Origin of the sequence: Paraburkholderia sp. BR10936 (assembly GCF_040965735.1) — a bacterium.
Lineage (GTDB): Bacteria > Pseudomonadota > Gammaproteobacteria > Burkholderiales > Burkholderiaceae > Paraburkholderia > Paraburkholderia nodosa_A.
Map to the genome: position 1 here is coordinate 78,212 of NZ_JBFRCM010000009.1, position 19,822 is coordinate 98,033.

At 67.3% G+C, this 19,822-nt stretch carries 20 protein-coding genes; 8 read left to right on the forward strand and 12 right to left on the reverse strand.

Features of this window, described 5'->3' with window-relative positions; translation table 11 throughout:
• Nucleotides 1-149 precede the first annotated feature (149 nt).
• The 12 genes from AB4Y36_RS19835 to AB4Y36_RS19890 form a co-directional block, all read right to left on the reverse strand.
• Nucleotides 150-764 carry a DUF4126 domain-containing protein gene (locus tag AB4Y36_RS19835; protein WP_069265300.1) on the reverse strand — a complete coding sequence of 205 codons (615 nt, stop codon included), beginning with the start codon at nt 762-764 and terminating at the stop codon, nt 150-152.
• Nucleotides 765-973: 209 nt separating this feature from the next.
• On the reverse strand, nt 974-1,294 hold the full coding sequence (gene sugE, locus AB4Y36_RS19840) for a quaternary ammonium compound efflux SMR transporter SugE (protein ID WP_069265301.1): 321 nt from the start codon (nt 1,292-1,294) through the stop codon (nt 974-976).
• Nucleotides 1,295-1,408: 114 nt separating this feature from the next.
• Nucleotides 1,409-2,107 (reverse strand): two-component system response regulator KdpE, encoded by a 699-nt coding sequence (gene kdpE / locus AB4Y36_RS19845; protein WP_069265302.1) that lies wholly within the window; start codon nt 2,105-2,107, stop codon nt 1,409-1,411.
• Nucleotides 2,100-5,042 carry a DUF4118 domain-containing protein gene (locus tag AB4Y36_RS19850; RefSeq protein WP_368683892.1) on the reverse strand — a complete coding sequence of 981 codons (2,943 nt, stop codon included), beginning with the start codon at nt 5,040-5,042 and terminating at the stop codon, nt 2,100-2,102. The genes kdpE and AB4Y36_RS19850 overlap by 8 nt, the downstream gene beginning before the upstream one ends.
• Before the next feature lie 132 nt (nt 5,043-5,174).
• Nucleotides 5,175-5,753, reverse strand: coding sequence for a potassium-transporting ATPase subunit KdpC (gene kdpC, locus AB4Y36_RS19855; protein ID WP_368683893.1), 579 nt, complete (start codon nt 5,751-5,753; stop codon nt 5,175-5,177).
• A gap of 44 nt (nt 5,754-5,797) precedes the next feature.
• Nucleotides 5,798-7,882 carry a potassium-transporting ATPase subunit KdpB gene (gene kdpB, locus AB4Y36_RS19860; protein ID WP_368683894.1) on the reverse strand — a complete coding sequence of 695 codons (2,085 nt, stop codon included), beginning with the start codon at nt 7,880-7,882 and terminating at the stop codon, nt 5,798-5,800.
• 32 nt (nt 7,883-7,914) lie between these two features.
• Nucleotides 7,915-9,720 carry a potassium-transporting ATPase subunit KdpA gene (kdpA, locus tag AB4Y36_RS19865; protein ID WP_368683895.1) on the reverse strand — a complete coding sequence of 602 codons (1,806 nt, stop codon included), beginning with the start codon at nt 9,718-9,720 and terminating at the stop codon, nt 7,915-7,917.
• Nucleotides 9,717-9,809 carry a K(+)-transporting ATPase subunit F gene (gene kdpF / locus AB4Y36_RS19870; RefSeq protein ID WP_027819619.1) on the reverse strand — a complete coding sequence of 31 codons (93 nt, stop codon included), beginning with the start codon at nt 9,807-9,809 and terminating at the stop codon, nt 9,717-9,719. Before kdpF ends, kdpA begins: the two co-directional genes overlap by 4 nt.
• Nucleotides 9,806-9,928 (reverse strand): potassium ABC transporter ATPase, encoded by a 123-nt coding sequence (locus tag AB4Y36_RS19875; RefSeq protein WP_069265305.1) that lies wholly within the window; start codon nt 9,926-9,928, stop codon nt 9,806-9,808. Before AB4Y36_RS19875 ends, kdpF begins: the two co-directional genes overlap by 4 nt.
• Nucleotides 9,929-10,192: 264 nt before the next feature.
• A complete protein-coding gene (locus AB4Y36_RS19880; RefSeq protein ID WP_342947942.1) occupies nt 10,193-11,167 on the reverse strand; it encodes a quinone oxidoreductase in 975 nt (324 codons plus the stop codon).
• A gap of 57 nt (nt 11,168-11,224) precedes the next feature.
• A complete protein-coding gene (locus AB4Y36_RS19885) occupies nt 11,225-11,614 on the reverse strand; it encodes a methylglyoxal synthase (RefSeq protein ID WP_069265494.1) in 390 nt (129 codons plus the stop codon).
• Between the two features lie 149 nt (nt 11,615-11,763).
• Entirely contained in the window at nt 11,764-12,543 is a 780-nt protein-coding gene (locus AB4Y36_RS19890) for an SDR family oxidoreductase (RefSeq protein WP_069265307.1), read from the reverse strand.
• Nucleotides 12,544-12,925: 382 nt separating this feature from the next.
• Between AB4Y36_RS19890 and upp the strand changes: the two genes are divergently transcribed.
• From upp to AB4Y36_RS19930, 8 genes are all read left to right on the forward strand, one after another.
• Complete coding sequence (upp, locus tag AB4Y36_RS19895; RefSeq protein WP_368683896.1) at nt 12,926-13,576, forward strand: uracil phosphoribosyltransferase; 651 nt, start codon at nt 12,926-12,928, stop codon at nt 13,574-13,576.
• 373 nt (nt 13,577-13,949) lie between these two features.
• Nucleotides 13,950-14,678: a YebC/PmpR family DNA-binding transcriptional regulator gene (locus AB4Y36_RS19900; RefSeq protein ID WP_069265309.1), complete on the forward strand. Its 729-nt coding sequence runs from the start codon at nt 13,950-13,952 to the stop codon at nt 14,676-14,678.
• A 123-nt stretch (nt 14,679-14,801) separates the two neighbouring features.
• Nucleotides 14,802-16,076: a phosphoribosylamine--glycine ligase gene (gene purD, locus AB4Y36_RS19905; protein WP_368683897.1), complete on the forward strand. Its 1,275-nt coding sequence runs from the start codon at nt 14,802-14,804 to the stop codon at nt 16,074-16,076.
• Between the two features lie 316 nt (nt 16,077-16,392).
• Nucleotides 16,393-17,328, forward strand: a complete 936-nt coding sequence (hemF, locus tag AB4Y36_RS19910) for an oxygen-dependent coproporphyrinogen oxidase (protein ID WP_368610235.1) — start codon at nt 16,393-16,395, stop codon at nt 17,326-17,328.
• 4 nt (nt 17,329-17,332) lie between these two features.
• On the forward strand, nt 17,333-18,076 hold the full coding sequence (locus AB4Y36_RS19915; protein WP_368683898.1) for a nicotinate-nucleotide adenylyltransferase: 744 nt from the start codon (nt 17,333-17,335) through the stop codon (nt 18,074-18,076).
• A gap of 2 nt (nt 18,077-18,078) precedes the next feature.
• Nucleotides 18,079-18,546, forward strand: a complete 468-nt coding sequence (rsfS, locus tag AB4Y36_RS19920; RefSeq protein ID WP_069265313.1) for a ribosome silencing factor — start codon at nt 18,079-18,081, stop codon at nt 18,544-18,546.
• Nucleotides 18,547-18,582: 36 nt separating this feature from the next.
• Nucleotides 18,583-19,053 carry a 23S rRNA (pseudouridine(1915)-N(3))-methyltransferase RlmH gene (rlmH, locus tag AB4Y36_RS19925; RefSeq protein ID WP_368683899.1) on the forward strand — a complete coding sequence of 157 codons (471 nt, stop codon included), beginning with the start codon at nt 18,583-18,585 and terminating at the stop codon, nt 19,051-19,053.
• A 138-nt stretch (nt 19,054-19,191) separates the two neighbouring features.
• The gene (locus AB4Y36_RS19930) at nt 19,192-19,815 is read left to right on the forward strand and encodes a nucleoside triphosphate pyrophosphatase (RefSeq protein ID WP_069265315.1); all 624 of its coding nucleotides are present in this window, start codon (nt 19,192-19,194) and stop codon (nt 19,813-19,815) included.
• Nucleotides 19,816-19,822: the final 7 nt, after the last annotated feature.

Genomic DNA, 19,822 nt, shown 5'->3' on the forward strand with positions numbered 1-19,822 from the left:
GCCTGGTGTGGTGCGCACGGCCACCGGCGCACGCGGGCCGCCAGGACCGGCCGGGCCACCAGCCGCGCCCGGCGGCTCAGCCTGCACGAAGCCCGGGCCGCCTTCGCTGCGCGGAGGTCTGGCGTTGGAGGAAGAAGGCGCGCCGCCGCTCAATCGTGACGACCTCGCAGCGAAAGCCGCGAAACCATGTGCGTCGCCATGCCGCGAAAACCGCCCTGCACGCCGCGCCACAGGCGCGGCAGCGCCCAGGCCGCGAGCACGAGGAACGCCACGAGCATGACGAGGAAGAGCACAGGCACGAAGAGCGCGAGCAGCACGCCGACGAAGGTCATACCGTCTTCGGCGCTCGATGTGACGACATTCGACACCGGCTCAGGCGACAGATTGATCAACGCGCGCGTGCCCGCCTTGGCGAGATGCGCCGTGCCCGCGAGCGTGCCGCCCGCAAGCGCCGCGACGGTCAATAGCGCCGGATCGGCATGGCCGAGCGCACCGGCTGCGAGCACGGCCCCGGCCGGAATACGGATGAAGGTATGCACCGCGTCCCAGAGCGAATCGAACGCGGGAATCTTGTCGGCGAGGAATTCGAGGACCGTGAGCGCGGCGGCGATGCCGATCACCCACGGCGAAGCGAGCGCGGCAAGCGTGTCGGGCAGATGGATCAGGCCAAGACGTTGCAAGACGCCGGCCATCAGCACCGTGAGATAGAGACGCAGGCCGCTGCCCCAGGACAGGCCCGCTGCTAGCGAAAGTGGTTCCAGCATGGCTTGCCTCCTCGCGCGGGCGGCCGGGGCGCCGGCGCTCCACGCGCAAAGCGGGAGAGCAGGCGCTGTGCGCACACGCTCGCCGCTCATGCGGCGCGGAGGGTTATCGGGTTATGACCGTTCCATTATAGCCACGCTCGCTGCGGTGCCGCAGCGGTGTTGCGCGGCCGCGGCACAGGTCCGCATCGAGGTATGCGCAGCGAATTTAATCAGGCGGCCGAAGAAAGCTTGAGTCCGATGAGGCCGAGCACGATCAGCGCGGCGCTTGCCACGCGCGCGGCGCTCACTGCCTCGCCCATCATGAGGATGCCGAACACGAACGCGCCGACCGCGCCAATGCCCGTCCACACCGCGTAGGCGGTGCCGAGCGGCAGCTGACGCATGGCCATGGCGAGCAGGACGAAGCTGCCCAGGGCAGTGACCACGGTGAACACCGAGGGCCAGAGCCGCGTGAATCCTTCGGAAGATTTGAGACCGGCGGCCCACGCCACTTCGAGCAGGCCGGCGACGAGAAGAAGAAACCAGGACATGGGGAACGCTCCATTTAAAAAATGGGGCCGTCCCCGATGACGTCAGAATCCGTAAGGCCGTCCTTACAGAGCTGTAATGATAGCACCGGCGCAGTGCAGGCTCGCAGTGCAGCCCTACTGCACGCCGACCAGCCGATACCCCACGCCCGTCTCCGTGATGATGTGCTCCGGTTGCGCGGGATCGCGCTCCAATTTCTGCCGCAGATGCGCCATGTAAATGCGCAGGTAATGGCTGCTCTCCACGTGCGACGGCCCCCAGACCTCGCGCAGCAGTTGCCGGTGCGTAAGCACGCGCCCCGCATCGCGCACGAGCGTGGCGAGCAGGCGGTACTCGATCGGCGTGAGATGCACGGGCGCGCCTTCGCGCGTGACCTGGCGCAAGCCCAGATCGACGTTCACGGCGCCGAAGCTCACCTGCGGCACCTCGTTCGCCCCGCCTCGGTTGCGCCGCCGTAGCTGCGCGCGAATGCGCGCGAGCAGTTCGGACACGCCGAAGGGCTTCGTGAGGTAGTCGTCGGCGCCGGCGTCGAGCGCGGCCACCTTCTCGCTTTCCTGGGTGCGCGCCGACAGAACGATCACGGGCAGATCGCTCCAGCCGCGCAGTTCGCGGATCACGTCGAGGCCGTCGGTGTCGGGCAGGCCCAGGTCGACGATCACGAGGTCGGGCTTGCGCGTGGCGGCCTCGACGAGGCCCTGCTTGCCGGTCTCGGCGTCGTGCACGACGATGCCTTCGCCCTCCAGGGTTGCGCGCACGAATCGGCGAATCTGTTTTTCGTCTTCGATGAGAACGACGGCGATGCTCGGGTCACTCATTTGCGGGTTTGGGATCGACGTTTTCTTGAGAGGCGGGCATCCGTGCGACGGATTCGCCTCTGACAGGTTCGGCGGCGCTCGCATGTTCTGCATCGCCGGCGGGCTCGAGCGGCTCGAGCGGCTCAAGCGCTTCGTGTGCCTCCGGCGCATCGGTCACATCGGCGGGCAGCGGCGGCGGCGACTCCACGGGCAGCGCGAACCAGAACGTCGCGCCTTCCACATGGCCGTCGGCGGCAACGCGATTGGCTGCGCCGATTGTACCCCCGTGCGCCTCCACGATCGCGCGGCAGATGGCGAGTCCGAGCCCGATGCCGGGCTTGGCCGACTCCTTCTCGCCGCGCGTGAACTTCTCGAACACGCGCTCGCCCATGCCGGGCGGCAGACCCGGCCCGTTGTCCTCGATCGAGACGCGCACGAACGGCTGGCCGCCCTCCTCCACGCGCCGCGCCGCGATGGTGAGCGGCGTGTCGGCGGGCGTGTACTTGGCGGCGTTCTCCAGCAGGTTCGAGAAGAGCCGCTCCATCAGCACGGCGTCGAGCTGAAGCAGCGGCAAGCCTTCTTCCAGCCTCACCTGCACGGGGTGCCGCGCGAGCACGCGGCGGCAAGCGGCGAGCGCGGCGCCCACGGTTTCCTCGAGCAGCGTCCACTGACGATTGAGATTGAGGCTGCCCGCCTGCAGCCGGGCCATGTCGAGCAGGTTCGTGACGATGCCCGTCATGCGCAGCGCCTCGTCGTGAATCGCCTCGATCAGCTCGCCCGAGCGCGAGTCTTGCGCATCCTCGGGCTCGTGCGTTTGCGCGAGCATCGACGAGAAGCCGACGATCGCCGTGAGCGGCGTGCGCAGGTCGTGCGAGATGGCCGAGAGCAGCGAGTTGCGCAGCCGCTCCGACTCCATGTTGACGAGCGCGTCGCGCGCGATGTCGACGTAGTGCACGCGCTCGAGCGCGAGTGCGATTTGCGCGGCGAACGCGTCGAGCATGCGCTGCTGCTCGGGCACCTGCAGCTCCCGTGCGTCGCGTGTGACGACGGCGAGCACGCCGCGCGTGCGCATCGGCGCCTTGAGCGGCAGATAGCGCGCGACGGCCGCCGGCAGCGTGTCGGTGCCGTTGCCCGCGGGCTTTTGCTGGTCGTAGACCCACTGCCCCACGTCGATGTCGAGGTTTTCGGCGTCGAGCATGATTTTCGGATCGGGCTCCTCGATCTTCTGCTGCACCTTGTCGGCGCTATCGGGCAGCAGCAGCGCCACCCGCGCGCCGAACACCTCGCTCACGTGGCGGCTGCCGATCGCCACGATTTGCTCCGTGGTCAGCGCCGCGGCCAGCTCGCGCGCCATCGCGTACATCGCGCCGGTGCGCTGTTCGCGCCGCTGCGCGACGCTCGCCTCGCGGCGCAGGCTCGACGTGAGATGGCTGATGACGAGCGAAGTGAGCAGCATGCCGACGAACGTCAGCAGATATTGCGTATCGGAGACCGAGAACGACATGCGCGGCGGCACGAAGAAAAAGTCGTACGCCGCGACGCTTGCAAACGAGAGCATCACGCCCGGTCCGCGCCCGAGCTTCGTCGCCGCGAAGATCACGCCGAGCAGATACAGCATCACGAGGTTCGCGAGATCGATGCGGTCGATCAGCTGGTTCGCGACGAGCGTCACGCACGCGCAGATCACGAGCGCCGCCCCGTAGGCGCGCGGCGGCGAGCGCTCGGCGCCGCCCGCCGCAAGCGCATCGCGCCAGGCGTTGGCGGCGCGCGTCGCGGCACTGGCCACCCCCCCGGGCTCGCTGCCCCCACGCACGGCTTCGCCCGCGCTCGCGCGCACGAGCGTGAGATCGACGTCGCCGGCTTTTTCGGCAAGGCGCTCGCCGAACGGGCGCTTCACCCAGCGTGACAAGCCCGTGCGCAGCGACCCGCCCGCCACGAGCTTTGAGACATTGCGCAGCCGCGCGTAGCCGACCAGCGTGGTCGCGGCGTCCTCGCCCGCGAGCGTCGCCGTTTCGGCGCCGAGTTCGGAGGCGAGCTTGAGCGCGCCGAGCGTGCGCTCGCGTACGGCGTCGGGCAGACGCTGGAGCTTCGGCGTCTCCACGTACACGGCGATCCAGTCGGCCTTCAGGCTCGCGGCGAGTCGCGCGGCTGCGCGCACCAGCGCGTTCGCCTCGGGCCCCGGCCCGACGCAGACGACGAGGCGCTCGCGCGCCTGCCACACATGCTGGATCGAGCGATCGGCACGATACTCGCGCATTTGCGCGTCCACGCGATCGGCGGTGCGGCGCAACGCAAGCTCGCGCAGCGCGATCAGGTTGCCCTTGCGAAAGAAGTTGCGCACCGCGCGTTCGGCCTGCGCCGGCATGTACACCTTGCCGTCGCGCATGCGGTCGAGCAGTTCTTCGGCGGGCAGGTCGACGAGCGTGACTTCGTCGGCGCGGTCGAACACGCGGTCGGGCACGGTCTCCCAGACGCGAATGCCCGTGATCTGCCCCACCACGTCGTTGAGACTTTCGAGGTGCTGCACATTGACGGTCGTGTAGACGTCGATGCCCGCGTCGAGCAGTTCGTAGACGTCCTGCCAGCGCTTCATGTGGCGCGCGCCGGCCACGTTCGAGTGCGCCAGCTCGTCGACGAGCACGAGCTGCGGCTTGCGTTCGAGCGCGGCGTCGAGATCGAACTCTTCCAGCAGCCGCCCGCGGTAGGCGATACGCTGACGCGGCATCACGTCGAGGCCGGCGGTGAGCGCGGCGGTCTCGCTGCGCCCATGCGTCTCGACGATGCCGACCACCACGTCCACGCCTTCCTCGGCGCGCCGGCGGGCGGCCTGCAGCATCGCATAGGTCTTGCCGACGCCAGCTGACGCGCCGAAGAAAATCTTCAGCTTGCCGCGGCGGCGTTTTTCTTCGTCGCGCTGCAGCCGGTCGAGCAGTTCGTCGGGATCGGGGCGGTTCATGCGGAAGTCGGGATGAAATTCACGGAGGTTGCACCTGTGGCACGAATGATCGTCTCACCGTGGCACGGAAATGGCAAACCGCACGCGCGACGCGCGAGGCGTCGAGCGTGCGGCGCGGCTCGACGTTTCCGCTCAGCTAACCTCTTTGCCGTCGAGCGCGAGGTTGAGCTCGAGCACGTTCACACGCGGCTCGCCAAAGAGGCCGAACTGGCGGCCCTTCGTAAAGCGGTCCACGAGCGCCTGCACGTCGTTCGCACTCAAATGGCGCGCCTGCGCCACGCGCGCCACCTGGTAGGCGGCCGCGGCCGGCGAGATCTCGGGATCGAGCCCGCTGCCCGAGGACGTCACGAGGTCGGCCGGAATGGGCTGCGAGACATCGGTGCCCGCGGCCTTGAGGGCGGCGATGCGGCCTTTGATCTCGTCGGCGAGCGCCGGGTTGGTCGGCCCGAGGTTCGAGGCGCCCGAGCCCGCCGGGTTGTACGGCATCGGCGACGTGGCCGACAGACGGCCCCAGAAGTACTGGGGCGCGTCGAACTGCTGGCCGATGAGCGCGCTGCCCGCCACCTTGCCGTCGACTTCGACGAGACTGCCGTTGGCCTGGTGATGGAACGCGGCCTGGCCGAACGCGGTCATCACGGCCGGATACACGAGGCCGGTGATGACCGTCAGCACGGCGAAGATCACGATCAGAGGACGAAACTGCGATTTCATTTTGGCTTCCTATGTATCTATCCGTGGGCGTCTGCCTGCGCGGCTCAAACCCAGCCGAACGCGGCGAGCACCATGTCGATGAGCTTGATGCACGGGAACGGCAGGAGAATGCCGCCGAGGCCGTAGACCAGCAGATTGCGGCGCAGCAGCGTCGCGGCGCCGAGGGGCCGGTACTTCACGCCCTTGAGCGCGAGCGGAATCAGCATCACGATGATGAGCGCGTTGAAGATCACCGCCGAGAGGATTGCCGACGACGGCGACGTCAGATGCATCACGTCGAGCACGCGCAGTTGCGGATACGTCGAAGCGAACGCCGCCGGAATGATCGCGAAGTACTTCGCGACGTCGTTGGCGATCGAGAACGTCGTGAGCGAGCCGCGCGTCATGAGCATCTGCTTGCCGATCTCGACGATCTCGATGAGCTTGGTCGGATTCGAGTCGAGGTCGACCATGTTGCCCGCTTCCTTCGCGGCCTGGGTGCCCGTGTTCATCGCCACGGCCACGTCGGCCTGCGCGAGCGCCGGGGCGTCGTTGGTGCCGTCGCCCGTCATCGCCACGAGCTTGCCTTGCGCCTGATGTTCGCGGATCGTCGCGAGCTTGGTTTCAGGCGTGGCCTGCGCGAGGAAGTCGTCCACGCCCGCTTCGGCGGCGATCGCGGCGGCGGTCAGGCGGTTGTCGCCCGTCACCATCACGGTCTTGATGCCCATCTTGCGCAGTTCGGCGAAACGCTCCTTGATGCCGCCCTTCACCACGTCCTTCAGCTCGATCACACCGAGCACGCGCGCGGCGCCGTCATGCATTTCGGCCACCACGAGCGGCGTGCTGCCGCGGCGGGCCACATCGTCCACGGCGTTGTCGACTTCGCCGGGGAAACGGCCGCCATGCGCCTGAACATAGTTCTTCACGGCGTCGGCCGCGCCCTTGCGGATCTCGCGGCCGGGCATGTCCACACCGCTCATGCGCGTTTGGGCGCTGAAAGCGAGGAACGCGGCGTGCAGCGAATGCATGTCGCGCTGGCGAATGTTGAAGCGCTGCTTCGCGAGCACGACGATGCTGCGGCCTTCCGGCGTTTCGTCGGCGAGCGACGAGAGCTGTGCGGCGTCGGCGAGCACTTCTTCGCTCACGCCGGGCGCCGGCAGGAACATCGATGCCTGACGATTGCCGAGCGTGATCGTGCCGGTCTTGTCGAGCAGCAGCACGTCCACGTCGCCGGCTGCTTCCACCGCGCGGCCCGAAGTCGCGATCACGTTGGCCTGCATCATGCGGCTCATGCCGGCCACGCCGATCGCCGAAAGCAGACCGCCGATGGTCGTCGGAATCAGACAGACGAGCAGCGCCACGAGCGCCGTGATCGTGACCACGTGGCCCATCTTCGCGGCCTCGACCGAGAACATCGAGAACGGCAGCAGCGTCGCGGTGGCGAGCAGCAGCACGATGCTCAGCGCGACGAGCAGGATCGTGAGCGCGATTTCGTTCGGCGTCTTCTGGCGCTTCGCGCCTTCGACCATCGCGATCATGCGATCGAGGAACGCTTCGCCCGGGTTCGCCGTGACGCGCACGACGATCCAGTCGGAGAGCACGCGCGTGCCGCCCGTCACGGAGGAAAAGTCGCCGCCCGACTCGCGGATCACCGGCGCCGATTCGCCCGTGATGGCCGATTCGTCCACCGATGCCACGCCTTCGATCACTTCGCCGTCGGCCGGGATCGTGTCGCCGGTCTCGACGAGCACCACGTCGCCGCGGCGCAGATCGGACGCCGTCATGATGCGGATCGGAGCCTTCGGATGCGGCTCGTTGAGCTTCTTGGCCATGACGTCTTTCTTGGCCTGGCGAAGCGACGCCGCCTGCGCCTTCGAGCGTCCTTCGGCGAGCGCTTCCGCGAAGTTCGCGAACAGCACCGTGAACCACAGCCAGAGCGCGACCGCGAGGATGAAACCCGCGGGCGCTTCGGCCTGGCCCACGAGCGCCGCGATCCAGAGGATCGTCGTGAGCACGCTGCCCACGTAGACGCAGAACATCACCGGGTTGCGCAACTGCGTGCGCGGATTGAGTTTTCTGAACGAGTCCACGATGGCCGGGCGCACCAGCGCCGGATCGAACATGGACCGAGTTGCACTATGCTGATTCATTTTCGTTTCGCTCATGTTGCGAAGGCCCCCGTTCAATGCACGCCCATCATGATCAGATGCTCGACGCCGGGACCGAGGGCGAGCGCGGGCACATAGGTGAGCGCACCGACCAGCAGCACCGTGCCGAGCAACAGCACGACGAAGAGCGGGCCATGAGTGGGCAGCGTGCCGCCCGTCACAGCAATGCGCTTCTTGCTCGCGAGCGAACCCGCGATGGCGAGCACCGGAATGATGGTGCCGAAGCGGCCGAACCACATGGCAATGGCGAGCAGCCAGTTATAGAACGGCGTGTTCACGGTCAGGCCTGCGAACGCGCTGCCGTTGTTGTTGGCGGCCGAGCTGAACGCGTACAGGATCTCGGAGAAGCCATGCGCACCCGGATTGGCGATACCGGCCTTGCCCGCGTCGGAGAGCACGGCGATCGAGGTGCCGAGCAGCACGAGCAGCGGCGTGAGCAGCACGACGATCGAGACCATCTTCATCTCGAACGACTCGATCTTCTTGCCGACATATTCCGGCGTGCGGCCGATCATGAGCCCCGCCACGAACACCGCGAGCAGCGCGAACACGAGCATGCCGTAGAGACCCGAACCGACACCGCCGAAGATCACCTCGCCGAGTTGGATGAAGAGCAGCGGAACGAGACCGCCGAGCGGCGTGAGCGAGTCGTGCGCCGCGTTCACGGCGCCGCACGAAGCCGCCGTGGTCGCGACCACGAAGATGCCCGTTTGCGCGATGCCAAAGCGCGTTTCCTTGCCTTCCATGTTGCCGCCGGCTTGCAGCGCGCTGCCGTGCTGGTCGACGTTGAGCGTCGTGAACATCGGATTGCCCGACTGCTCGGCGGACAGCACGCCGCCCACGGCCACGGCGAACGCCACCGTCATCACCGCGAGCACCGCGACGCCCTGCCTGCGATCGCCCACCATATTGCCGAACACGAGGCACAGCGCGGCCGGAATGATCAGGATCGCCAACATTTCGATGACGTTCGAGGCCGGCGTGGGGTTCTCGTACGGATGCGCCGAGTTCGCGTTGAAGAAGCCGCCGCCGTTGGTGCCGAGCATCTTGATCGCGACCTGCGAGGCGACCGGACCCATGGCGAGCGTCTGCGACGTGACCTTCGTGTCCACCGTCTCGGGATTGCCCTTCGCGTCCTTCACCGGGTTGCCCTGGGCGTCGAGCTTCGGCGCGGCGTAGGTCGTGGTTTGCAGCACCGGCACGTCCTGATACGCCTTGAAGTTCTGGATCATGCCCTGGCTCATCAGGAGCCCAGCAATGATCGCCGACATCGGCACGAGGATGTAGAGCGTCGTGCGCGTGAGGTCGACCCAGAAGTTGCCGATGGTCTGTACCGAGTGGCGTGCAAAGCCGCGGATCAGCGCGATCACGACCACGATCCCCGTCGCCGCCGACAGGAAGTTCTGCACGGTGAGGCCGAGCATCTGCGTGAGATAGCTCACCGTTTGCTCGGGCGTGTAGTCCTGCCAGTTGGTGTTGGTGACGAAACTCACGGCCGTGTTGAACGCGCCGTCCACCGTCATCGCGCCGAACTGCTGCGGATTGCCGGGCAGCCAGCCCTGAATGCGCAGCAGCACATAGAGAAAGCCCACGCCGAGCACGTTGAACGAGATGGTGGCGAGCGCATAGCGCTTCCAGTTCATCTCGGCCTGCGGATCGACGCCGGCGATGCGATAGAGGAAGTTTTCGAGCGGCGCAAAGAGCCGCACGACGCGCGAGCGTCCGTCGAGAACGCGCGTCATGTAGCCCGATACAGGCACCGCGAGCGCGAGCAGAATGACGAGGAAAATCCCCGCCTGGAGCAGATTGTTGGCGTTCATTCGATATCCTCCGCGCGCAGCAGCGCATGGACGAGATAAACGAACAGCAACAGCGTTGCCGCCCCCGATAGCCAGAAGATCCAGGTCATGGGCGCACCCCCTTCGCACCTTGATCGCGGCGGTACTGCATGAGCTTCTCGCAGCCCGCGATCAACGCGTATGTGAGCGCGGCGAAAACCACCAGCCCCCCGATATACAGCACATCCATTGTCGTGTTCTCCATTCGCGGATGACGGATGGCTGAAAGTTACCCGCTGCGGCATTAAATCCGGATCAAAGGTTTTGGCGCTCGTATAAAAAGCGCGTAAACGCGGGCGCGATCACGGGCCGGGGCACAAAGAAAAAAGGCGCGCAACGTTGGCGTTGCGCGCCTTTTGGGGCTCCATGGCGGAGTCAGGAAACGTAAAGGTCGAATCAATGCGCCGGCGCCGGAGCATGTCCCATGCGGCGCAGCAGTGCATCAATGGTCATGTCACGGAATCAGCACGGTCGAACCGGTAGTCTTGCGCGCTTCGAGACCGGCGTGGGCCTGCCCGACGTCCTTGAGCGCGTAGCGCTGGTTGATCGACGTCTTGACCTTGCCCGAGGACACCACGTCGAACAGTTCGGCGGCCATCGCCTCGTAGTCGGCGCGCTTCGCGATATACGTGAAGAGCGTCGGGCGCGTGAAGAAGAGCGAGCCGCGCCCGGCGAACTCCGACGAATCGAGCGGCGGCAGCGGCCCCGATGCATTGCCGAAGCTCACGAACATGCCGAGCGGCGCAAGACAGTCGAGCGACTTCGTGTAGGTGTCCTTGCCGATCGAGTCGTACACCACGGGCACACCCGCACCGTTCGTGATCTCACGCACGCGCGCCGTGAAGTCCTCGCGCGTGTAGACGATCGGATGATCGCAGCCGTGCGCCTTCGCAATCGCGGCCTTCTCGTCCGAGCCCACGGTGCCGATCACGGTCGCGCCCAGCGCCTTCGCCCACTGGCACACGAGCAGGCCCACGCCGCCCGCCGCAGCCTGGATGAGGATGGTGTCGCCAGCCTTCACGCGATACGTGCGACGCAGCAGGTATTGCGCGGTGAGGCCCTGCAGCATGATCGAGGCCGCCGCTTCGTCGCTGATCGCGTCGGGCAGCTTGATCACCTGGTCGGCACGCAGCACGCGCTCCTGTGCATAGGCACCCGGCGGACGCGCGACGTAAGCCACGCGATCGCCCACTTTCAGCGCGCTCACGCCACTGCCCACCGCCGTCACCTCGCCGGCCGCTTCCATGCCGAGGCCTGCCGGCAGCGGCTGCGGGTACAGCCCGGTGCGGAAATACACGTCGATGTAATTGAGGCCGCAGGCGGTCTGGCGCAAGCGCACCTCGCCCTCGCCCGGCTCGCCCACGTCGACATCGACCCACTTCATCACTTCGGGGCCACCGGTCTTGTCGTATCGGATTGCCTTGGTCATCACGTCTCCTTGGTGTTGTCCTGGCGGGTTTCCTGAAATCGGGCTTCGCGGCGCGCGTCAGACCGCGTTCTTCTGGCGCAGCGTGAGCACGTCGAGCAGCATGCGCGCCGTCGAGATGTTGGTTGCGCACGGCACGTCGTGCACGTCGCATGCGCGCACGAGTGCGTTGATGTCGGGTTCGTGCGGCTGCGGCGTCATCGGGTCGCGCAGGAAGATCACGATGTCGACGTTGCCCTCCGCGAGCCTCGCGCCGATCTGCAGGTCGCCGCCGTGCGGGCCCGAGAGCATGCGCTCGACGTTCACGCCCGTCGCGGCCTCGATGCGCGAGCCGGTCGTGCCGGTCGCGACGATCTCGCAGTGACGCAGCGTATCGACGTATTCGGTCGCCAGCTTGACGATGTCATCCTTCTTGTGGTCGTGCGCGATCAGTGCGACGCGGGTTGGCATGGCGTAACTCTCCTTGACGTGTGGTTTGCGTGCGTAATTGTCGTGATGCGTGTCGTGATGCGTGTCGTGATGCGTGTCGTGATGCGTGTCGTGATGCGTGTCGTGATGCGGCGCCAACGGCGCCGCTGCTGCCTAACGCTGACTCGATATCAGTAGGTGCCCGGATAAGCCCCGCCGTCGATCAGCCAGTTCTGCCCGGTGATATAGCCCGCGTGCACGCTGCACAGGAACGCACAGGCGCGGCCGAATTCCTCGGGCGTGCCGAAACGTCCGGCCGGAATCGCCTTCATGCGGCGCGCTCGCGCTTCCTCTTCCGAAATCTGGCTCGCCTTCGCCTGCGCGACGATGGTGGCCTGGATGCGGTCGGTGTCGAACGCGCCCGGCAGCAGGTTGTTGATCGTGACGCCCGTGGCCGCGACCTGGCGCGCCACGCCCGCGACGAAGCCCGTCAGGCCCGAGCGCGCGCCGTTCGAGAGGCCGAGCACGTCGATCGGGGCCTTCACCGACGAACTCGTGATGTTGACGATGCGCCCGAACCCGCGCGCGATCATGGCGTCGATGGTCGACTGGATCAGCGCGATCGGCGTGAGCATGTTCGCTTCGAGCGCCGCGATCCACGCCTCGTGGGTGTACTTGCGGAAGTCGCCCGGCGGCGGCCCGCCCGCGTTGTTCACCAGGATATCCGGCGACGGACACGCCGCGAGCGCGGCGGCGCGGCCCGCTTCGGTCGTGATGTCGCAGGCCACCGCCTTGACGTCCACGCCCGTGCTCTTGCGGATCTGCGCGGCGGTTTCTTCCAGCGTCTGCGCGGTGCGCGCGACGATCGTCACGTTGACGCCTTCGGCGGCGAGCGCCTCGGCACAGCCGCGCCCAAGTCCCTTGCTGGCCGCGCACACCAGCGCGTTGCGTCCTGCGATGCCCATGTCCATCGTTTTCGTGTCCTTTTGCGTGGATGACCGTCCTGTGACAGGGCGGATACGGCCAAGCCTTGCTCCGTCCCGCCCTGCGACCTTTTTGGGATTCTAGAAGAATCGGGCGCGACGCGTGGAAGGCCGATGGCAGGCCGATGGCGCGCGGCCCGGCAACCCGTGAGCGAAGGCGCGTCGCAACGCGCCATGCGCGCGCCGGTGCGCGCATGCTTACCGGTATACTTGCGCCTGTAGCGCGGCCCGGCGCCCTCGCAAGCCTTGAGCGCTTGCCGCGCGGCGGCCCGTGCTCGCCGCCACCGCGCAACCCGGGCGTGCGCTTCGGGCTCGCGCGGCAGCGGCACGACCGATTCTCCGATTCCCTTGCAGCCTCGTGCGCCCCGTCATGAAACAGGACAGCCGTTTCCCGAATCTCTTCATCCTCGATCACCCGCTGATCCAGCACAAGCTCACTCATATGCGCGACAAGGACACGTCCACGCGCACGTTCCGCGAGCTGCTGCGCGAGATCACGCTGCTGATGGGCTATGAAATCACGCGCGACCTGCCGGTCGCGCCGCGCCGCGTGAAGACACCGCTCGTCGAAATCGATGCGCCGGTGATCGCGGGCAAGAAGCTCGCCATCGTGCCGGTGCTGCGCGCGGGCGTGGGCATGTCCGACGGCCTGCTCGAGCTGGTGCCCTCTGCGCGCGTCGGCCATATCGGCGTGTACCGCGCCGACGACCATCGCCCGGTCGAGTACCTCGTGCGCCTGCCCGACCTCGAAGACCGCACCTTCATCCTCTGCGATCCGATGGTCGCGACGGGCTACTCGGCGGCGCACGCCATCGACGTGCTCAAGCGCCGCGGCGTGCCCGGCGAGCGCATCCTGTTCCTCGCGCTGGTGGCCGCGCCCGAGGGCGTCGACGTGTTCCAGAAGGCCCACCCGGACGTGAAGCTCTACGTGGCGTCGCTCGATTCGCATCTGAACGAGCACGCCTACATCATCCCGGGCCTGGGTGACGCCGGCGACCGGCTCTTCGGCACGAAAAACTAACAGCTGCGCCAAGCTTGCTCAGGGGCGGTCGGCGAAAACCGGCCGCCCTCTCCCCCTACCCCGCCTTGGCCGGGCGCACCCGATCCCGCCCCCTTAGCACCCTCTGCGGCCGGCGTAACCGGCAATCGTCTGGCGTTACGTTACGTAGGCAGGCGAAGCCGGACGGTCCCGGCGTGATAAAATTCAGATCCACCTGAACGGGCGCTGCGTCCCATCCTGCCGGCACATCGTGCTGCGCGGCCGTGACGCGCGAGGCACGCGCAACATTCACGCGCGCCGCGCGAACGACGCGCGAAGGCCGCACCCGGGAACATCGCAACGACAACGGCACATTGCACACTGCACGCGCATGGCGCGTGAGACGGAGAAAGGTATGGCGGGTCATTCGAAATGGGCCAACATCAAGCACAAGAAGGCTGCTGCTGACGCGAAGCGCGGCAAGGTCTGGACGCGGCTCATCAAGGAAATCCAGGTCGCGGCGCGCATGGGCGGCGGCGATGCCGACACGAACCCGCGCCTGCGTCTGGCCGTCGACAAGGCGTACGACGCCAACATGCCCAAGGACAACATCAACCGCGCCATCCAGCGCGGTGTGGGCGGTGTCGATGGCGCGAACTACGAGGAAATCCGCTACGAAGGCTACGGCATCGGCGGCGCGGCCGTCATCGTCGACACGATGACCGACAACCGCACCCGCACGGTCGCGGAAGTGCGCCACGCGTTCTCGAAGTTCGGCGGCAACATGGGCACGGACGGCTCGGTTGCGTTCATGTTCGATCACGTCGGCCAGTTCGTGTTCGCGCCGGGCACGCCCGAAGACGAGCTCATGAACGCCGCGCTCGAAGCGGGCGCCGACGACGTCGTGACGAACGACGACGGCTCGATCGAAGTGGTCTGCCCGCCGTTCGACTTCACGAAGGTGAAGACCGCGCTCGAAGCCGCGGGCTTCAAGGCCGAAATGGCCGAAGTCACCATGAAGCCGCAGAACGAGGTCGAATTCACGGGCGACGACGCCGTGAAGATGCAAAAGCTGCTCGACGCTCTCGAAAACCTGGACGACGTCCAGGATGTGTACACGAACGCGTCGATCGCCGAGGAATAAGGCGTCGGCGCGGGAGGCCGCGTCGAGGTCTGGTTCGGCCCCGCCTCCTGCTTGCGATTTTCACGGCCGGCGCACTGCGCGCCGGCCGCAACTGTTTCTGGTCTTGGTCTTTCGGGGATTCTCATGAAGTTACTCGTCGTCGGTTCTGGCGGCCGCGAACATGCGCTGGCGTGGAAGCTCGCGCAGTCGCCGCGCGTGCAGCTCGTCTACGTCGCACCCGGTAACGGCGGCACCGCGCAGGACGAGCGGCTCGCCAACGTCGACATCACGGATATCCACGAGCTCGCCGATTTCGCCGAGCGCGAAGGCGTCGCCCTCACGGTGGTCGGCCCCGAAGCGCCGCTCGCCGCGGGCATCGTCAACGTGTTCCGCCAGCGCGGCCTGAAGGTGTTCGGCCCGTCGAAGGAAGCCGCGCAGCTCGAAAGCTCGAAGGACTTCGCCAAGGCGTTCATGAAACGCCACAACATCCCGACGGCGGCCTACGAGACCTTCTCGGACGCCGCGGCGGCGCACGCCTACGTCGAGAAGAACGGCGCGCCCATCGTCATCAAGGCCGACGGCCTGGCTGCCGGCAAGGGCGTGGTCGTGGCGATGTCGCTGGAAGAAGCGCACCAGGCCATCGACATGATGCTCGCCGACAACAAGCTCGGCGACGCCGGCGCGCGCGTGGTGATCGAGGAATTCCTGACGGGCGAGGAAGCGAGCTTCATCGTCATGGTGGACGGCAAGCACGTACTCGCGCTCGCCTCGAGCCAGGACCACAAGCGCCTGCAAGATGGCGACCAGGGCCCGAACACGGGCGGCATGGGCGCCTACTCGCCCGCACCGATCGTCACGCCGCAGCTGCACGCACGCGTGATGCGCGAAATCATCCTGCCGACCGTGGCGGGCATGGAGAAGGAAGGCATCCGCTACACGGGCTTCCTCTACGCCGGCCTGATGATCGACGCGCAGGGCAACCCGAAGACGCTCGAATTCAACTGCCGCATGGGCGACCCCGAAACGCAGCCGATCATGGCGCGCCTGAAGGGCGACTTCTCGAAGGTCGTGGAGCACGCCATCGCCGGCACGCTCAACCAGGTCGAGCTCGACTGGGACCGCCGCACGGCACTTGGCGTCGTGCTCGCCGCGCACAACTACCCGGAAACGCCGCGCAAGGGCGACCGCATCAGCGAGATCCCCGCCGAAACCGACGATTCGGTGACGTTCCATGCGGGCACGCAGATGGTGGACGGCAAGCTCGTGACCTCGGGCGGCCGTGTGCTGTGCGTGGTGGGTCTCGCCGATTCGGTGCGCAGCGCGCAGAACGTGGCGTACGAGACCGTGAACCGCATCTCGTTCGACGGCATGCAGTATCGCAACGACATTGGCTATCGCGCCGCGGGGCGCAAGCAGTAAGCGCAGCGCTTTGCCGGGGCCGCCCGCTTTCGATGCGGCCCCAAAGAAAGCGAGCGGCCATGCGCCACCGCGCAACGGCGCGCTCACGGCATTTTCGTCTGGCCGGTTTCGTACGCTGAAAAGCCATCCGCCACGCAGCAGCCTGAAGCGCGCGCAGCATGCAGCCCGCGCGGCCGCCGTTGGCGCCGGGCGTCGCGCCGATCGGCGCTACACTGCCGCTGTCAGGCCGCGCCGGGCGGCCTATTCGAGTAACCCAACGCATAACCCGACGAAGAACCGATTCCAGCGCCCGAGCGCTGCCGTCCCCATTTCATCGATGACCGACACCCCTAACCGCGCCTACCCCGACAGCGCCGCCGTCCGCGCCTGGCTGGCCGGCCTGCAGACGCAGATCGCCGACACGCTCGGCGCCTTCGACGGCAAGCCGTTCGCCACCGACAACTGGCAACGCGGCCCCGGCGAGAAGCTGCGCGGCGGCGGTTGCACGCGCATCATCGAAGGCGGCGAGTTCTTCGAGCGCGGGGGCATCGGCTTTTCCGACGTTTCCGGCGACGCCTTGCCACCCTCGGCAACGGCGGCGCGCCCCGAACTGAACGGCCGCGGCTTCGAGGCGATGGGTGTTTCGCTCGTGCTGCATCCGCGCAATCCGTATTGCCCGACCGTGCACATGAATGTGCGCATGCTGCTCGCCACCAAGGCGGGCGAGGCGCCGGTATTCTGGTTCGGCGGCGGCATGGACCTCACGCCTTTTTATGGCTTCGAGGAAGACGCGCAGCACTTCCACGGCGTGTGCCGCGACGCGCTCGCGCCCTATGGCGAGGACCTGTACCCGCGCTTCAAGCGCTGGTGCGACGAGTACTTTTTCCTGAAGCACCGCAACGAAGCGCGCGGCGTGGGCGGTATTTTCTTCGACGATTACGCCACTGGCGGCTTCGACGAGGCGTTCGCCATGCTCAGGAGCGTGGGCGACGGTTTCCTGAAGGCGTATCTGCCGATCATCGAAAAGCGCCGCGCAACGCCCTACGGCGAAGCCGAACGCGAATTCCAGGCGTACCGGCGCGGTCGCTACGTCGAATTCAATCTGGTCTGGGACCGCGGCACGCATTTCGGCTTGCAAAGCGGCGGCCGCACCGAATCGATCCTGATGTCGATGCCGCCGGGCGCCACCTGGCGCTACGACTGGCAGCCGCAGCCGGGCACGCCGGAAGCGCGCCTCTACAGCGACTTCCTGCCCGTGCGCGACTGGGTCTGACGCCGTGACGCACGCTTTCACCGTCCCGCCCAACGCGCTCGAACGGCGCGTCGGGCTGCTCGGCGGCACGTTCGACCCGATCCACGAGGGCCACCTCGCGCTCGCGCGCCATTTTGCGCGCGTGCTGGGCCTGAACGAGTTGATCCTGCTGCCCGCCGGACAACCGTGGCAAAAGCCGGGCGTCACCGCGGCGCAGCATCGGCTCGCCATGACGCGTGCCGCAACTGCCTCGCTCGCGCTGCCGGGCGTGACGGTGACAGTGGATGCCGACGAAATCGAGCACAACGGCCCGACCTACACAGTGGAAACGCTGCGCCGCTGGCGTGCGCGACGCGACGTCGACGGCAACGCGAGCAACGCGAAAGCGGCGCTCACGCTGTTAATGGGCGCCGATCAACTGCTGCACCTCGATTCGTGGCACGAATGGCGCGCGCTTTTCTCGCTCGCGCATCTGGCCGTGGCGAGCCGCCCCGGCTTCGGCTTTGACGAAGACTTCGCGGCGCTGCCGCCTGAAGTCGCGCGCGAAGCCACCGCTCGCCGCGCAAGCGCCGCCGCGCTTGCGACCACGCCGTACGGCCACCTGCTGGTCGACGAAACGCTCGCGCTCGACGTTTCGGCGACCGAAATCCGGCGCGACCTGCCCGCCTGCGTGGCAAGCGGGCAACGTCGCGGCACCGCCGCCGACAAGCTTCCCGCGGCCGTGTGGGACTATATCCTTCAACATCATCTCTATCTGCATCACGGGTAACTATGGACATCCGCAAACTTCAACGCGCCATCGTCGACGGTCTCGAAGACGTCAAGGCGCAAGACATCCGCGTCTTCAACACGAGCCATCTGACCGAGCTGTTCGACCGCGTGGTCGTTGCGAGCGGCACCTCGAACCGCCAGACCAAGGCGCTCGCCAACAGCGTGCGCGAGAAGGTCAAGGAAGCCGGCGGCGACATCATCAGCACGGAAGGCGAGGACATCGGCGAATGGGTGCTCGTGGATTGCGGCGACGCGGTCGTCCACATCCTCCAGCCCGCGCTGCGCCAGTACTACAACCTCGAGGAAATCTGGGGCGACAAGCCGGTGCGCGTGAAGCTCGCCGCCAGCACGGGCTTCGTGGGCGCACGCCCGAGCGAGCCGATGGACGGCGAGGACGAAGACGAAGAAGCCGCGCCGGCCGTGAAGAAGCCCGCGCGCAAGAGCGCCGCGCGTAAGACCGCAAAGTAAGCGCGGCGCGTTCGCGAACGACCATCGACCCGCACGATGAAACTGCATATCGTCGCCGTCGGCCACAAGATGCCGGACTGGATCGCCGAGGGCTTCGAGGAATATACGAAGCGCATGCCGCCGGAGCTGCGCATCGAGCTGCGCGAGGTGAAGCCCGAGCAGCGTTCGTCGGGCCGCGCAGCCGAAAGCGTCATGGCGGCCGAGCGCGTGCGCATCGAGGCCGCGCTGCCGAAGAACGCGCGCATCGTCGCGCTCGACGAACGCGGCCGCGACTGGACCACGATGCAGCTCGCCAAGACGCTGCCGCTGTGGCAGCAGGACGGCCGCGACGTGGCGTTCCTGATCGGCGGCGCGGACGGCCTCGACCCCGAACTCAAGTCGCGCGCCGACACGCTCCTGCGCCTGTCCTCCCTCACGCTGCCGCATGCGATGGTGCGCGTGCTGCTCGCCGAGCAGCTTTACCGCGCGTGGACCATCACGCAGAATCACCCCTATCATCGCGTGTGATGGAGGTTTACAGTGCGCCCGCGCCGCCTCTCGTCGTGCGCCGGCGCCCCGCTTGCGCCCCCCCGCTCGAGCCCCGCTTGCGCCCGACATGGCGGCCGCGCACGTCAACCCGAAGTCCGTAACGACAAAGACGCTCCGATGCCCACCAACGCGCCCTATCCGTTCGTCTATCTCGCCTCGCAGAGCCCGCGCCGCCAGGAGCTGCTGCAGCAGCTCGGCGTGCGCTTCGAACTGCTGCTGCCGCGCCCCGACGAAGACGCCGAAGCGCTCGAAATCGCGCTGCCCGGCGAGCAAGCCGCCGTTTATGTCGAGCGCGTGTGCGCCGCCAAGGCCGACGCCGCCCGCGCGCGCCTCGTCGCAGGCTCGCACAGGCACGCGCCGATTCTGACCGCCGACACCACGGTCTCCATCGACGGCCATATTCTCGGCAAGCCGCACGATGCAGCCGAAGCGTATGCGATGCTCGAGCGCCTCGCCGGACGCGAGCACGAAGTGCTCACGGCGGTGGCCGTCGTCAACGCCGAAGGGGTGTGCCTGCCCGTCGCGGTCTCGCGCTCGCACGTGCGCTTCGCCCCGGCGCTGCCCGCCGCGATCGCGCGCTACGTGGCGAGCGGCGAGCCGTTCGGCAAGGCCGGCGCGTACGGCATACAGGGCCGCGCGGCGGAATTCGTCGAGCGAATCGACGGGTCCTATTCGGGTATCATGGGTTTGCCACTATTCGAAACGGCCGCCCTCCTGCGCGCCGCGGGCATCGACTTCTAGAACAAAT